The 14,454-nt window shown below is 62.7% G+C and carries 18 protein-coding genes; 12 read left to right on the top strand and 6 right to left on the bottom strand.

Features of this window, described 5'->3' with window-relative positions:
- Positions 1-10 precede the first annotated feature (10 nt).
- Together AArcSt11_RS12890 and AArcSt11_RS12885 are read left to right on the top strand one after the other, a co-directional pair.
- On the top strand, positions 11-1,513 hold the full coding sequence (locus tag AArcSt11_RS12890) for a DUF790 family protein (RefSeq protein WP_250597627.1): 1,503 nt from the start codon (positions 11-13) through the stop codon (positions 1,511-1,513).
- A 109-nt stretch (positions 1,514-1,622) separates the two neighbouring features.
- Positions 1,623-2,069 carry a universal stress protein gene (locus AArcSt11_RS12885; RefSeq protein ID WP_250597626.1) on the top strand — a complete coding sequence of 149 codons (447 nt, stop codon included), beginning with the start codon at positions 1,623-1,625 and terminating at the stop codon, positions 2,067-2,069.
- 3 nt (positions 2,070-2,072) lie between these two features.
- Here AArcSt11_RS12885 and ddfA read toward each other — a convergent pair whose 3' ends face one another.
- The 3 genes from ddfA to AArcSt11_RS12870 are packed head-to-tail and all read right to left on the bottom strand — an operon-like array spanning position 2,073 to position 3,132.
- The gene (ddfA, locus tag AArcSt11_RS12880) at positions 2,073-2,303 is read right to left on the bottom strand and encodes a DdfA family disk-determining factor (protein ID WP_250597625.1); all 231 of its coding nucleotides are present in this window, start codon (positions 2,301-2,303) and stop codon (positions 2,073-2,075) included.
- Between the two features lie 2 nt (positions 2,304-2,305).
- Positions 2,306-2,890: a DsrE/DsrF/DrsH-like family protein gene (locus AArcSt11_RS12875; RefSeq protein ID WP_250597624.1), complete on the bottom strand. Its 585-nt coding sequence runs from the start codon at positions 2,888-2,890 to the stop codon at positions 2,306-2,308.
- Positions 2,887-3,132 (bottom strand): sulfurtransferase TusA family protein, encoded by a 246-nt coding sequence (locus tag AArcSt11_RS12870; protein ID WP_250597622.1) that lies wholly within the window; start codon positions 3,130-3,132, stop codon positions 2,887-2,889. The genes AArcSt11_RS12875 and AArcSt11_RS12870 overlap by 4 nt, the downstream gene beginning before the upstream one ends.
- Before the next feature lie 239 nt (positions 3,133-3,371).
- Between AArcSt11_RS12870 and AArcSt11_RS12865 the strand changes: the two genes are divergently transcribed.
- Genes AArcSt11_RS12865 through AArcSt11_RS12855 form a run of 3 tightly spaced genes read left to right on the top strand, consistent with a single transcriptional unit; the run spans position 3,372 to position 5,594 of the window.
- Positions 3,372-4,565, top strand: coding sequence for an MBL fold metallo-hydrolase (locus AArcSt11_RS12865; RefSeq protein WP_250597620.1), 1,194 nt, complete (start codon positions 3,372-3,374; stop codon positions 4,563-4,565).
- Positions 4,566-4,571: 6 nt separating this feature from the next.
- Entirely contained in the window at positions 4,572-5,129 is a 558-nt protein-coding gene (locus AArcSt11_RS12860; protein ID WP_250597618.1) for a YeeE/YedE family protein, read from the top strand.
- Positions 5,130-5,132: 3 nt separating this feature from the next.
- Positions 5,133-5,594 (top strand): YeeE/YedE family protein, encoded by a 462-nt coding sequence (locus tag AArcSt11_RS12855; protein WP_250597616.1) that lies wholly within the window; start codon positions 5,133-5,135, stop codon positions 5,592-5,594.
- A 3-nt stretch (positions 5,595-5,597) separates the two neighbouring features.
- Here the strand turns inward: AArcSt11_RS12855 and AArcSt11_RS12850 are convergent, their stop codons facing one another.
- The 3 genes from AArcSt11_RS12850 to AArcSt11_RS12840 all read right to left on the bottom strand — a co-directional run bounded on the left by AArcSt11_RS12850 (position 5,598) and on the right by AArcSt11_RS12840 (position 7,759).
- Positions 5,598-6,017: an OsmC family protein gene (locus AArcSt11_RS12850; RefSeq protein ID WP_250597614.1), complete on the bottom strand. Its 420-nt coding sequence runs from the start codon at positions 6,015-6,017 to the stop codon at positions 5,598-5,600.
- A gap of 66 nt (positions 6,018-6,083) precedes the next feature.
- Positions 6,084-6,836 (bottom strand): SDR family NAD(P)-dependent oxidoreductase, encoded by a 753-nt coding sequence (locus AArcSt11_RS12845; RefSeq protein ID WP_250597612.1) that lies wholly within the window; start codon positions 6,834-6,836, stop codon positions 6,084-6,086.
- A 77-nt stretch (positions 6,837-6,913) separates the two neighbouring features.
- Positions 6,914-7,759: a universal stress protein gene (locus tag AArcSt11_RS12840; protein ID WP_250597610.1), complete on the bottom strand. Its 846-nt coding sequence runs from the start codon at positions 7,757-7,759 to the stop codon at positions 6,914-6,916.
- A gap of 328 nt (positions 7,760-8,087) precedes the next feature.
- Between AArcSt11_RS12840 and AArcSt11_RS12835 the strand changes: the two genes are divergently transcribed.
- From AArcSt11_RS12835 to AArcSt11_RS12805, 7 genes are all read left to right on the top strand, one after another.
- A complete protein-coding gene (locus tag AArcSt11_RS12835) occupies positions 8,088-8,237 on the top strand; it encodes a DUF7512 family protein (protein WP_250597608.1) in 150 nt (49 codons plus the stop codon).
- 3 nt (positions 8,238-8,240) lie between these two features.
- Entirely contained in the window at positions 8,241-9,263 is a 1,023-nt protein-coding gene (locus tag AArcSt11_RS12830; protein ID WP_250597606.1) for a sulfite exporter TauE/SafE family protein, read from the top strand.
- Between the two features lie 87 nt (positions 9,264-9,350).
- Positions 9,351-11,207, top strand: a complete 1,857-nt coding sequence (locus AArcSt11_RS12825) for a cation:proton antiporter domain-containing protein (RefSeq protein WP_250597604.1) — start codon at positions 9,351-9,353, stop codon at positions 11,205-11,207.
- A gap of 86 nt (positions 11,208-11,293) precedes the next feature.
- The gene (locus AArcSt11_RS12820; protein WP_250597602.1) at positions 11,294-11,707 is read left to right on the top strand and encodes a helix-turn-helix domain-containing protein; all 414 of its coding nucleotides are present in this window, start codon (positions 11,294-11,296) and stop codon (positions 11,705-11,707) included.
- Positions 11,704-12,930: a M20 family metallopeptidase gene (locus tag AArcSt11_RS12815; RefSeq protein ID WP_250597600.1), complete on the top strand. Its 1,227-nt coding sequence runs from the start codon at positions 11,704-11,706 to the stop codon at positions 12,928-12,930. Before AArcSt11_RS12820 ends, AArcSt11_RS12815 begins: the two co-directional genes overlap by 4 nt.
- 78 nt (positions 12,931-13,008) lie before the next feature.
- On the top strand, positions 13,009-13,371 hold the full coding sequence (gene trxA, locus AArcSt11_RS12810; protein WP_250597598.1) for a thioredoxin: 363 nt from the start codon (positions 13,009-13,011) through the stop codon (positions 13,369-13,371).
- On the top strand, positions 13,368-14,432 hold the full coding sequence (locus AArcSt11_RS12805) for an NAD(P)/FAD-dependent oxidoreductase (protein WP_250597597.1): 1,065 nt from the start codon (positions 13,368-13,370) through the stop codon (positions 14,430-14,432). The genes trxA and AArcSt11_RS12805 overlap by 4 nt, the downstream gene beginning before the upstream one ends.
- The last annotated feature ends 22 nt before the right edge of the window (positions 14,433-14,454 follow it).

The raw sequence follows: 14,454 nt of genomic DNA, 5'->3' as shown, positions 1-14,454 counted from the left end.
AGCTCCTCACGTGCTGACGAAGGACCTGCTCCGCGTCTCGCGTGCTGGCGGGGGCTATCACCCACAGTTCGCCGGGCGGGAGCACCGCCCGCTGGCTGCGAAAGCCATCGGGACCTATCAGGGCCACGTCGATCATACTGCAGGCGACCTCGAGGACGCGCTGACCGACCTCGAACGCGAGGCCGAGGATTTCAAACTCCTCCGAGGATTTGCCAGACTGCTGGAACACGACGCGGCGTTCGAGACGCGTGCCCCGGTTGATCCCGAGCGAGCGCGCCGATCCGCATTCGAGGCCGCAGAATCAGTGGGGGTTGTTACTGTCGCCGACCGTGAGGCGGCGATCGATCGGGCGGCGTCGGGACTCGCGGTATCGTCCGACGCCATCGAGACCTCGCTCTTTGCTGATCTCGACGATCGACAGATACTCACATCGTTCGACAGCCGCTGGAGTCCCGAAGCGCTGATCGCACAGTACAACCTCTCGCTGGCCCAGACTGCGCTGTTCGACGCCACGGAAATCAGGGTGCGCTCGGTAGATCCGAAGGGACTGGTCTCGGCGGTGAAACGGCTCGGACTGCTCTATGAGGTAGAGAAAACGCCGGCGGGCCGCGAACTGGTAGTCACTGGACCGACCGGACTGTTCCGTGCCACCCGGCGGTACGGCACCCAGTTTGCCCGCCTGCTTCGGAGCGTTGCCAAAACGGACGACTGGACACTCTCCGCGCGAATCGACGACCGCGGCACCGAACGCGAACTCCGTCTCTCGGCTGAGGATCCAATTCGCGTGCCAGGCGTCGAACCGCTCGTCGAGGACCGCTACGACAGCGGCGTCGAGGCCGATTTCGCCGCCCGCTTTGCGGCGCTGGATCTCGACTGGGAGCTCGTCCGCGAGCCCGAACCCCTCGCGGCCGGAGCGAGCGTGATGATCCCCGATTTCGCGTTCGACTACCGCTTTGCTGACTTCCGCGTCTTTTTCGAGATTATGGGCTTCTGGACGCCCGAGTACGTCGAAACGAAGCTCTCGAAGCTCGATACCGTCGAGGATGTCGAACTGCTCGTTGCCGTCGACGAGAGTCTCGGTGCTGGCGAAGCGATCGAGGCCCGGGATCATCGGGCGATCCAGTATTCGGGCACCGTCCGGATCAAGGACGTGCGTGACGCCCTGCGCCGGTACGAGGCCGATCTGGAAACGGATAGCGCGGCCGACCTCCCCGATGAACTCGAGCCCGAAGCGGACGTCCTGACGCTGGCCGACCTCGCCGAACAGCACGGCGTGAGCGAGAGCGCAATTGAAGACAGGGAGTTCCCCGAGCACGAGCTGATCGGTCGCACGCTGGTCCGGCCGGACGTGCTCGCCGAGCTGGCAGATCGAATCGAGGACGGCATGGAGTTTGCTACCGCCGAAACACGGATCGGCGAGACGGGGATCGACGACGCCAGCACGGTCCTCGCAGAGCTGGGCTACCGGGTCGTGTGGGACGGGCTGAGCGGCGGGACGGTGCGTGAACGCTAACTACAATACTCGAAGTGTTATACTACAACATTCGAAGTGTTAAACTACAACTCTCGAAGTAACGGAGCCGCGGCGCAATCGTTAACTGCCGAGGGACTGAGATGCCGGTATGACACTGCTGGTTCCGTTCGACGGCTCCGATCTCTCCACGGCGGCGCTGGACCGTGCCCGGGAGTTCGGCGAGTTCACCGGGGAGGAGGTCGTCGCCCTCGCCGTGGTCCCACCCGATGTCGAGTTCGCGCGCGACCGCGGCTGGCTCGCTCCTGACGAGGCGTTTGACGCGAAGATGATCTGTACGCGGCTACGGCATCAACAGGAGGACGTGGCACCCGAGGCGACCTTCCGCTGTGAGGAAACTGAAGAGACTGACTATCGCGCGACGATCACGACCGACATCACGCGGACGATCCGACAGGTCGCGGCCGAGCTACAGGTGTCGATCATCTTCATCGGCAGCGAGAACGCGGGCCGCGTCTCGACGCCGTTGACCAGTGTGGGGAATCCGCTCTCGGAAGATCCACGATACGATATTCACATCGTGCGCCACGCGGAGTAACGGTTACTGAACAGTGATTCGTCCGTTCGCGTTGACGTTCACGTCATACCCGTAGTAGGTGAACGATACCGAGCAACAGGGACTCATGCCTTCGTAACCAGCTGTCTCGAACAACCGATCCAGCGCGTCGGGATCGATCACACTGGCAAGCGGGGTAGAAAGATCCCCCGGATCGCTCTCCTCTGCTTCGGCGACGGCTTCGACGACGCGGAGGCTTGGTTCCTTCTCACGCATTGTTAGATCAGCAGCTGCACGTCGGCGTCGGCCATGTGGTTGAGCGCAGTCGCTGCGCCGACACCCGTGGTCACGCCGTCGAAAAAGTCGTCCTCGTCGTAGTCCATCAGCTCGATCGTCATCTGGCAGGCCTGCAGGTCGACGCCCTGGTCGAGAGAGAGCTCGATCAGCTCGCCGATGGTCGCGGTGCCGTTGTCGTCGATCTTGTTTCGCATCATGCGCGTCGCCAACGCGTCCATGCCGGGCAGCGCTGCAATGGCGTTGGGCATCGGCATGTTCGGGTTGCCGACGGCGCTCAGTTTGAGCTCCTCGGCGTTGTCCTCGTGGAGGATCTCCAGCCCCCAGAACGTGTGGAAGACGACCACATCCCAGCCGAAGGCGGCGGCCGTACTCGCCAGAATCAGCGGCGGATATGCCATGTCCAGCGTACCCTTCGTGGCGATGATCGTCATCTGCTTCTGATCATCGCCGTCATCAAGCTCCGCGAGCGACTGTTCTAGCTCGTCGACGCGCTCGCGGAGGGCCGCTACCTCGGCGGGATCAGGTGTCGCCTCCTCATCCGTGGGCGTAGAGCTGTCGGTGCTCATGCCGTCTTCTGAACGTAGTGTTTGTAGACGTCGTCGCCCTCGACCTGCTCGAGGAGTTCGACGCCCGACGTTCCGTCGGCCCACCCATCGATGTCGCTCATGCTGCCCGAATCCGTGGCGACCACTTCGAGAATTTCCCCCTCGGCCAGTTCGTCTGCAGCCTGTTTGGTCTTGACGACGGGCATCGGGCAGGACTGTCCTTTTACATCCAGGGTTTCGGTAATATCGTATTGCGAACTCATTGTTAATCTGCTCTGTATTGGAGCTAATACACAATATTGGGTAGAGAGATATAAAGCCACCGATTATTGTAGTGGTATTGAAAAGCCGCCATACGAAGCCACGCGAATTACTACTTCTCTTCCAGTCTATCACCGACTTGGCCGCATCTGGAAATATTGGGGAGCTAGTATATTGTGTGGTAAACGCAAAACCATGCAAACTCTTATGAGGGATCACCCAATATTCTACGGTGTACAACATGGACGACATGGACTTTCCAACCCCTGACGTCGACGTCGAATCGATCGACCCGAACGAGCTAAAAGCACAGATCGATGCAGGCGAGTCGGTTACGCTACTCGACGCGCGTATGGAGGGCGACTACGAGGAGTGGAAGATCGACGGCGAGAACGTCGAATCGATCAACGTTCCGTATTTCCACTTCCTCGACGACGAGATCCCGGAGGACGTACTCGGTCGGATCCCCGACGATCGTGAGCTGACCGTTCTGTGTGCCAAAGGCGGTGCAAGCGAGTACGTCGCTGGCTCGCTGAAAGAGCTCGGGTACGATGTCGACCACCTCGAAGACGGCATGAACGGCTGGGCACGCGTCTACGAGGCAGTCGAAGTGACCGAGTACGACGGTACAGGGACGCTCCTGCAGTACCAGCGCCCCTCCAGTGGCTGTCTGGGCTATTTCCTCTACGACGGCGACGAGGCCGCCGTCATCGATCCCCTTCGTGAGTTTACCGACCGGTATCTCGACGATGCCGAAGAACTCGGCGTCGAACTACAGTATGCGATCGATACGCACGTCCACGCGGACCACATTTCCGGGGTACGAAACCTCGCTGACGAGGGCGTCGAGGGCGTCATCCCCGAGCCAGCGGTCGACCGGGGGATCACCTACGCCGACGACATGACCCTCGCCGCGGACGGCGACGAGTTCGCAGTCGGCGACGCCACGATCGAGACCGTCTACACGCCCGGTCACACCTCCGGGATGACCTCGTATCTGATCGATGACTCCCTGCTCGCGACCGGTGACGGCCTGTTCGTCGAGAGCGTCGCGCGGCCGGATCTCGAAGAGGGCGACGCCGGCGCACCCGATGCGGCAAAGCAGCTCTACGAGTCCCTGCAAGAACGCGTGCTCACGTTGCCCGACGAGACGCTCATCGGTGGCGCGCACTTTAGCGACGCCGCGGAGCCCGCAGCGGACGGTACCTACACCGCGCCGATCGGTCAGCTCGTCGACGAGATGGCTGCACTGCGGATGGACGAAGACGAGTTCGTCGACGTGATCCTCTCGGATATGCCTCCGCGGCCGGCCAACTACGAGGATATCATCGCGACCAATCTCGGTCAGCAGACCGCAGACGACGAGGAGGCCTTCGAGCTCGAACTCGGACCGAACAACTGCGCAGCAAGCCAGGACTCGCTCGCGGATGACTGATCGGGTATGATTCCCGACCTCGTCGTTCCGGCGCTGTTTGAGACGTTCTTTCCCGAGGGGATCAGTCGCTACGCCGTCGGCGGGCTGTTCGTCGGCCTCGGCGCGCTGGTGATCTACCTCGGAACCGGAATCAGTGCCGGTGCGAGCACGTTCCTCGAGTCGACACTCTCGTACGCCTCCGATCGATCGCGATTCCAGCAGTACCGGAGCTCGCGGGACTGGCGGCTCGTCTTCACCTTCGGGATCATCTCCGGGGCGGCGATCTACGCGCTCACGTTTCAGTCCGGACTCCTCACGAGTTCACTGTACACGCCCGGGACAACAGGCCAGCTCCGTGAGATCGGTGGCGTGACGATCTGGCTCACGGACGTCCAGCCGTGGCGGCTGTTCCTCGGCGGCGTCCTAGTCGGGGTCGGGACCCGAATCGGGAAGGGCTGTACCTCCGGCCACGGCGTCTGTGGCGTCGGGTCGGCCTCGAAGACGTCGATCGTCGGCGTGGCGACGTTCATGCTCGTTGCGATCGGGACCGCTCAGCTGGTGATGGCACTGGGGGTGAGTCCATAACGTATGGCCGCTTCTCGCCATCCCCTGTTCATGCCGCTGATCTACGTCGGCGGCCTGATCTTCGGCTTCGGCCTCGGCTTCAGCCACATGGCCCAGCCGGAGGTCGTATTGAACTTCCTCCAGTTCGAGGACTTCGGGCTGGTCTTCGTGATGTTCGGAGCCGCGATCGTGACCGGGCTCGGCTTTGCGATCGTCCCCCGCGTGCTCGACAGCGCGCCGCTGACTGGCGACAGCTACGCCCGGCGGCTCAAATCGTTCGATCGGAACGTCCTCATTGGCGGCTCGATCTTCGGCGTCGGCTGGGGCCTCTCGGGGATCTGTCCCGGCGCGGCCTACGCCAGCCTCGGTGTCGGCAACGTGACGATCCTCTGGGCACTCGCCGGCATGTTCGTCGGCGCGTACCTGCAGGGCGTCTGGCGCAGTCAGGACGCGGAAGCGAGCGCCGGTGTGACCGGCGCGGACTGATCCTCACGCCGGCTCGATGTCGAGCGTGAGAGGCGTCTCGTGTTCGACGTTGTCGGTCACGGGACATCGATCTTTCACTGCTGCGAGCCATTCCTCCAGGCGCTCCCGGTCGGCATCCGCGTCGATGTCGAACGTCACGTCGAGTTCCTGCAGGCCGGGGCGGGCGTCGGATTCCTCACCGCGGTAGCGCGAGTAGTCGACATCGCCGTCGATCCGGACCGTCATCTCCTCGATGTCGATATCCATGTCCCGGGCGACCATCGTACCGGTCGAGTTCAGACAGCCCAGTATCGCACCGAGGAAGTACTCGACAGGGTTGACGTCCTTGCCGACGACGAACGCGGCCTCGCCAGTATCGATCTCCATCCGTCGGGGGCTCATTCGTGTGCCAGTCATCTCGTACGTCGAAACGTTCTCGGACATATCTCGATGTTCTATCTGTCTCGATTTAAGTCTTGTTTAGTTTCCACAATTCTAAGAATGTCCGTATCAGACCAGTGTGATCCCGCCGTCGACGACGAGCGAGGCACCGGTTACGAACGCGGCGGGCTCCGAAGCGAGGTACGCGATTGCGGCCGCCAGCTCCTCGGGATCGCCCTGTCGTCCGACCGGTGTCATGTTCACTGCCCCCTGTATCTCTTCATCAGTCGAGACCTGCTCGGCTGCGCCGGTATCGATCATCCCCGGGACGACGGCGTTCATCGTGATCCCATCGGGTCCGAGATCGATCGCGGCGCTTCGGGTGAAGCCGACGACGCCACCCTTGCTGGCGGCGTAGTGAGAGAGCTCTCCCGACCAGCCGATCTTGCCGCCGGAGGCCGAGGATATGTTGACGATGCGGCCGTACTCCTGATCACGCATCACCGGTAGGACAGCCTTCGTGCAGTTGAACGTCCCTGTGAGGTTGATATCGATCACCTGCTGCCAGTCCTCGGACGTCATGTCGTCGAGTCCGGCTGTCGGGAAGATCCCCGCGTTGTTAACCAGCACGTCGACCCGGTCGAACTCGTCGACGGTGTCCTCGACGACGGACTGGGCCTGCTCGTAGTCGGTCACGTCGAGTTCGCGCACGAGCGCGGTCCCACCTGCGTCCTCGACCGCCTCGCCGACCGCCTCCCGCTGCTCGACGACGTCCGTGACCACGACGTTGGCACCCTGCTCCCCGAACAGCGTTGCAGTCGCTGCGCCGATTCCCTGTCCGGCCCCCGTTACGATGACTACCCGGTTTTCGAAGTCGAACATAGCGTGAGACGCTACCACGAATCGAGTAATAATCGGAAGGGGGTGCCGGAAGTCCGATACTGGAGCGACCGCTCCGATCAGGCTGTCCGTTCCGGCGGCACGAGCATCACGTTCCCGTCGGCGCGCGCGACCAGATCCTCGGAGACGTTCCCGAGCAGCAGGCGGCGCAGGCGGCTGTGACCCCGCGAGCCGAGCAGGATCGTCGTCGGTCGGAACTCCGCCTCGGCGGCGAGGATCTCGTCGGCCGGGTCCCCCTGTCTGACGTCCGTCTCGGTCTCGATCCCCCAGTCCTCGAGGCGGGCGGCGAGCGCGTCGAGTTCCACTTCCGGATCCTCGCCCTCACCGAGACCCGGATCTTTCGGCGTCCCGACGTGGACGAGCGTCGCCTCCTGGGTCGCGTGGCGAAGATACGAAAACGACTCGAAGGCACGCTCGGCGTTCGCCGAAAAGTCAGTCGCAAACAGCATGCGCTGGAAGAGATGTTCCCGAAGCACCTCGGGGTCGTCCGCGGCACGTTCGATCCGGTTGACGACCAGCGGAACGACCGTCGTCCGGGCGAGGTTGCGGGCCGTCGACCCGATCACCCGGTTCTCCAGTGGGCTTTTCCCCCGGGACCCGATGATGGTCAGTCCCGCTCCGACCGTCTCGGCGACACCGTTGATCCGCCGGTGTGGCGTCCCCCGCACGACGTGGGTCTCGACATCCAGTCCGGCCGCCTCGATCACGTCGCGATACCGATTCAGGCCCCGTTTCCGTCGCTTCTCGAAGTCGATGCCGGGCATCCCGGCGTGGACGTTCGCGGGAATGACGGTGACGAGATGGATCTCCTCGACGCCGATCCGACCGAGGCAGTTCAGGCAGGTCTCGCTCTCGATCGTGGCCTCGCTCGCCGCCGAGAGGTCCGTCGCAAGTACCGCTTTCATATCCGGTCTTACGTCGGGACCGTATAATATTGTTTGGTTTGTCCATTATCAATGCTACCGTGTCGAACCGAACGGTCGGCCTGTGTGGGGTGTTACTACTGCACACTGTGGTTTTTGTGCGTCTGTCGGACAAGAGCGAGTCAGCGGTGGGCTGCAGCGGGGCGTTCCCCTCCTATATCTGGATAAGTTATAGAAATATATGCGTTGGTTAGGCGTTAGATAGACTGTTGTAATATTGTATGGTCGTCCCACAAGCGTTATACACTCCCTCCGAGTAGAGGGTATTGAAGACAATGACCTGGACACGCGAAACACAGAGGTGGACGCAATGATCGAAGCACTCGCACTCCCTGGGTACGTGCAGGCGGCGATCCTCGTCGGCGTCGTGTTGGTCGAGGCCGTCGTGTTTTACGTCGGCTACGGCGCACTCGAAGATACCGTCGCTCCCTCCGTGATCAACAGGATTGAGCAAGCCTGAGCTATGGAGGTACTCGGACTCGGTCTCGACCTGCTCGTGCTGTTTGTCGGCTTCGGCTTCATGGTCGGGGTCTTTTTCGGCTTCTTCGGGATGGGTGGGTCCTTTCTGGTAACGCCGGCGCTGTTGATCCTCGGCTACCCCGCCCCCGTCGCGATCGGCAGTTCGATGGCCTTTGTCTTCGGGACAGCCGTGATCGCGACCATGAAACACCACGACGTGGGATCGGTGGACTACAAGCTCGGCGCGCTGATGTTCGTCGGTATCGCCGTCGGGATCGAGGTTGGCAAGTACGGTGTGCTGGCGCTGGATGCGCTCGGGCAGGCGGAGCTAGTCGTTGGCACCGTCTACGTCCTGTTGCTCGCGGCGATCGGGCTGTTGTTCGTCCGGAGCGCACTCAATCAGGACGCCGATGAGGACGGAAAAGAGGCTGACCCGGACGACATCCCCGAGATCGCCAAACGGATCAAGTCGTACAACATCCCACCGATGGTGACGCTCACGGACGGAAGCAAGGCCTCGCTGTGGACAATCTCGGGCGTCGGTGGCGGCGTCGGCGTCGTCTCCGGCTTTCTCGGTGTCGGTGGCGGGTTCATTCGGATGCCTGCAATCTACTACCTGATCGGCGTCCCGCTGGCCGCCGCCGTGGGGACGAGCCTCTTTGGCGCGCTGATGTCCGGGGCAGTCGGGGCCTTTTCCTACGGGCTCGACGGCGTCGTCGACCTCGGCGTGGTCACCGCGTTGCTCGCTGGCAGCGCGCTCGGCGCACGAATCGGGTCGGCCTCGACCGCGTACGTCGATGAGGCGGACGTGACGATCTACTTCGGCATCATGCTGTTGCTGGCGAGCATCGCCGTGGCGTTCGGTGAGCTCGCGAACTGGCTCGCCATGCCGATCCTCGATACCATTAGCTTCGTCCTGCTCGTCGGCTCCTCGGCCTTTGTCACCGCCGTGATTCTCTACTACGGGGCACGAGCAGTCAGGGAGAACGGTACTGCGGCAACCGCGTCGCCGGGAGGAAATGATTGAAGACGTTCGATTCCTCAATTCCAGAGGTGACACGGCCAGAAATACCAGAGCCCACTACTGGACGATCGAGGCGGGCGGTGGCCGAGTATGAGTAGTCTCGTCGGCGTCGTCGCCATCGTCCTGGCACTCGGCGTCGCTTCCCGCGTGCTGGCTGACAGACTCCGACTCCCGAGCGTCCTGTTTCTGATCCTGGCGGGCGTCCTCATCGGCCCCGAGTTCCTTGGGGTTGTCTCCCGGGAAACGTTCGGCGGTGGGCTCACAACGATGGTCGGCGTCAGCGTCGCGATTATCCTCTTCGAGGGAGGATACCACCTCAACATCGACAAACTCCGGGAAGCGCCCGACGCGCTGTTTCGGGTCGTCACAATCGGTGCAGCGATTACGTGGCTCGGTACTGCGGCGGCCGTCATCGTCTTTCTGAACACGAGCATCGAAGTCGGACTGCTCGTCGGGGCACTCCTGATCGCCACTGGCCCGACGGTGATCGGCCCGATCCTGAACGTTGTCACTGTTCGGGATCACGTCGGTGCGCTTCTGGAAGGCGAGGGTGTCATCAACGATGTCACTGCGGCGATCCTCGTCGTGGTCGTCTTCGAGGTGTTGATCGCGGGCGACGGTGGCGGACTCCAGTTCGTCGGGGAGTTCGCGTTCAGGGTAGCGGTTGGGTTCGCCACCGGTGCACTCGTTGCGGGGGGCATCTGGTGGGTGCTCTCTCGAAGCAACGTCACCCCGAGCAATGCAGCGCTACACTCGCGCCTGATCGTGCTTGCCGGAATCCTCCTCGCGTACGGCGGTGCGGAGACGATCGCAACCGAGACGGGGATCGGCGCGGCGGCGATGGCCGGGTTCGTGCTCGGTAACGTCGACCTGCCACACCACGAGGAAGTGATCGACTTTCTCGATGATCTCTCGGTTGTCGTCCTCTCCTTTGTCTTCGTGGCGCTGGCAGCGCTGATCGACTTCGGTGACATTCTCGCTCTCGGCGTTGCTGGCGTCGCCGTCGTCATCGCAGTCACGCTCGTGCTGCGCCCTGCCGTGATCTACCTCTCGACGACGAACGAACGGTTCACCCGCAACGAGCGGCTCTTTCTGAGCGCGGTCGGCCCGCGCGGTATCATCCCCGCGAGTGTTGCGACGCTCTTTGCCGTCGAACTCCAGACACTGGGGCGACCGCAAGAAGCCCAACTGCTCGCCGGGACCGTCTTCCTGATCATCTTCGCCACGGTCATCCTGCAGGCTGGCATCGCACGACAGATCGCGGACTACCTCGAGGTATCACCAATGCGCACCATCATCATCGGCGCGGGACGGGTCGGCCTGTCCCTCGCAGAACGGCTCGAACAGGACGGAGAGAACGTACTGATCATCGACGAGGATTCCGACGCCGTCGAACGGTCCCGGGAGCGAGGTTTCCGGACGATCGAGGGTGACGGCACCGACGCCGACGTACTCGAGCGGGCGGAGATCGACCGGGCGAAGACCGTGGTTGCCGCAACGCCCGACGACGACGTGAATCTTCTCGCCTGCCAGCTCGCCAGAACGACCTTCAACGTCGAAAAGATCGCCTCGCGAGTCAACCAGCCCAGTAACGTCGACGCCTTCGAGTCGCTGGGCGTGCGTGCGATCGACCTTTCGATGGCGACCGCGTGGTCGCTGGAAAACGTGCTCGAACGCCCGTCGCTTTCCTCGTGGATGAACGAGATCGGCCGGACCGGTGACGTTCAGGAGATCGAAGTTACTGCCGAAGGGCTCGTTGGGAAGACGATTGCCGAACTCAACGCGGAGATCCCTGACGGCTGTATTGTCGGACTGTTGACCCACTCGAACGGCAAAACGGAAGTCCCGACCGGCGATCACACACTCGCTGAAGGCGATCGGATCACCTTTATCGGGCAGGTCGACGCAGTAGACCGTGCAGTCAAGCGGTTCCACCCGCACGATTGAGGGACCATCCCAGCCGCTTCGGGCCGCTCAACGGCATTGTACAATATTCACAAAACCTTTTATCGGTGCAGATCCTTGTACCCGATATGGCTAACTCGATGGCGGAACAGCTCCAGCGGGACATGGCGTGTGAAGGGCTACTGGAGTGTATTCACGGCCTCAAACAGCTGGACAAGGAGTGTTACAGGGTACTCGTAGAGAGCGAGGAACCGCTGACGATCGACGAGGTTGGCGAGCAGGTCGACCGGGAGCGCTCGACGGCCTACCGGGCGATCCAGCGCCTGCTCAAAAGCGGTTTCATTCAGAAAGAACAGGTCAACTACGAGGACGGCGGCTACTATCACGTCTACTATCCGACTGATCCCGAGCAGATCGCCGACGATATGCAGCGGATGCTCAACGACTGGTACGCAAAGATGGGTCAGCTCATCCAGGAGTTCGAGGACAAGTACGAACACGCCGTCGAGGAGCCCGTCGCGACGAGCGAAAGCCCATCGTGATCGGGTCGGACGAGTCGATTCCTCCCGAACGGCTCGTAGCGACAACGCTGGAGCTTGTCGCGCACGATACCACTAATCCGCCGGGTCATACCCGCGAGATCGTCGACTGGATCGACACGGCGTTACGAGAGGTGGGGATCGAGACCGAACGGTTCGCTGTCGAGGACCGAAAACCGAACCTTCTTGCGACAGTGCCAGGAGCTACCGACCAGCGTCTTCTCTACAGCGGCCATCTTGATACTGTTCCGTACGATCCCGACGGCTGGTCGTTCGATCCGCTCGGCGAGCAGGTCGACGAGCGGGTTTACGGTCGCGGCACGACGGATATGAAAGGCGCGGTCGCAGCGATGATCGAGGTGGCACGGTACTACGCCCACCGGGACCGGCAGCCACCAGTAACACTGGAGTTCGCCTTCGTCAGTGATGAAGAGGTCGCGGGCGACGCCGGCGTGAAGGCGCTGCTCGACGATGATCGTCTGGACACGGACGGCTGCGTGATCGGCGAGCCGACCTGTACCGGCGGCCCGGCGTCGATTATCGTCGCCGACCGAGGGAGCATCTGGCTGACGCTCGAATCGGTCGGGGAGGCGGCACACGGCTCCCGGCCGATGCGTGGGCAGAACGCGATTGATCGACTCTGGATGGCGATCACGGATCTCAGGGAGCGACTCGCGAACCGAGAACTGACGGTGCCACCGGATATCGAGACGATCGTCGCCGAGTCGGTCGAGTACTATGCCGACTCGATGGGATACGAGGCGGCCAGTCGGCTGTTCGAATCCCCCACCGTCAATCTCGGAACAATTGACGGAGGCAAGGCAATAAACAGCGTTCCGCGGGCCGCGAGCGCAGGACTCGACGTGCGGCTCACTGCGGGCGTCCGGACGCCGGAGCTTCTCGACGAGATCCACGACTGGATCGACGAACACGAGGACGTGACGGTCGCAGATGTCTCCTGGAGTATCGGGAGTTACGAGCCACTGGAGAGTCCGCTCGTCGGGGCAGTCGGGGATGTCGCAGAATCGGTGCTAGACGATCGCGTCTATCGGCGTAGCGCGACCGGCGGCGGCGACGCAAAACGACTCCGAGAGGCCGGGATTCCAACCGTGGAGTTTGCCGTCGCTACCGACACCGCCCACGCCTGCGACGAGTTCACGACGGTCTCGGCCCTCTCCGCGACCGCGGAGGCGTACCTCGGTATCCCCCACGCAGTCTCCGACTGAATCCCCAGCCGACTCGTTTGGTAGTATTGTGCAATTTTTGCAAAACACTTATGCGGCGTGGCCCCCTATCTACTGGTGATGGCAACAGATACGCAACGCGGGACGGATGGCACAGCACCCACCGAACCGGTACAGATCGAAAGCGCGGACCATCTCGATGAGCTTGTGGCGGACCAGGACGTCGTCCTCGTCGATTTTTACGCGGACTGGTGTGGTCCGTGTCAGATGATGGAGCCGGGAATCGAAACACTCGCAGAGGAGTCCGACGCGACTGTCGCAAAGGTCGATGTCGACGCCCTCCAGCAACTGGCCAGCGCCTACGGCGTTCGTGGCGTGCCGACGACCGTCCTGTTCGCTGGCGGCGAGCAGGTCGACCAGCACGTCGGAATGCTCTCGGAGGAGCAGCTGTTCAATCTGGTCAGCCAGTACACCGACGAATGAGCAAGCCTCACGAGGTCGTCATCGTCGGATCCGGGATCGCTGGCCTTTCGGCGGCGGTCTACACTGCTCGTGCGGATCTGGAACCGCTCGTACTGGAAGGCCCCGAACCCGGCGGGCAGCTAACGCTGACGACTGACGTCGAGAACTACCTCGGCTTCCCCGACGGCGTGGGCGGAATGGAGCTGATCCAGCACGGCAAAGAGCAGGCCAAGCGCTTCGGCGCGACCTTCGAACACGGGACCGTCGAGGCGGCGTCGGTCGAGGGCGAACCGATGGAGCTCCAGCTCTCGAATGGCGAGTCCCTCCGAACCCACGCACTGATTGTGGCCACCGGTGCGAGCGCCCGCTGGGTCGGCGCGGCAAACGAGGACGATCTGATGGGCTATGGCCTCTCGACGTGTGCGACCTGTGACGGCGCGTTCCACCGTGGCGACGACGTACTCGTGATCGGCGGCGGCGACAGTGCGATGGAAGAAGCGCTCTTCCTCGCGAAGTTCGCCGACAGCGTCACGATCGTCCACCGGCGAGACGAACTTCGGGCCTCGGACATCATGGCCCGGCGTGCCCGCGAGCACGAGAAAATCGGGTTCCGGTGGAACGCCGAACTGCTCGCGATCCACGGGTCGGAGGAGACCGGCGTCACCGGCGCGACGCTCGTCAGTCACCCGGACGGGCATCCGAGGGAGAAACTCGACGACAACGCCGGCGAGCGTGCAGCAGCCGGCGATCCCGTAGATCCAGCAGCCGATGTCGACGTCGATCGCGTCGATGTCGGTGGGATCTTCTACGGTGTCGGCCATGTTCCCAATACAGCATTTCTCGCGGATACGCCCATCTCCCTCGACGAGGACGGGTATATCGAGACGACCGGCGGCATGACGACCGAGACGGGCGTTCCCGGAGTCTTCGCCGCTGGCGACGTAATGGACCCCAACTATCGGCAGGCAATCACTGCGGCTGGCACCGGCAGTATGGCCGCGCTGGACACCGAAGCGTGGCTGGAGAGTCGGGCAGCCGCGGAGACTGACCGTCAGGTTGCCACGGCGGAAGCCGACGACTGATCGATCCGGTCGGTATCACGGA

The sequence above is a fragment of the Natranaeroarchaeum aerophilus genome, from assembly GCF_023638055.1.
Lineage (GTDB): Archaea > Halobacteriota > Halobacteria > Halobacteriales > Natronoarchaeaceae > Natranaeroarchaeum > Natranaeroarchaeum aerophilum.
This window is presented reverse-complemented; position numbering and strand designations above follow the sequence as displayed.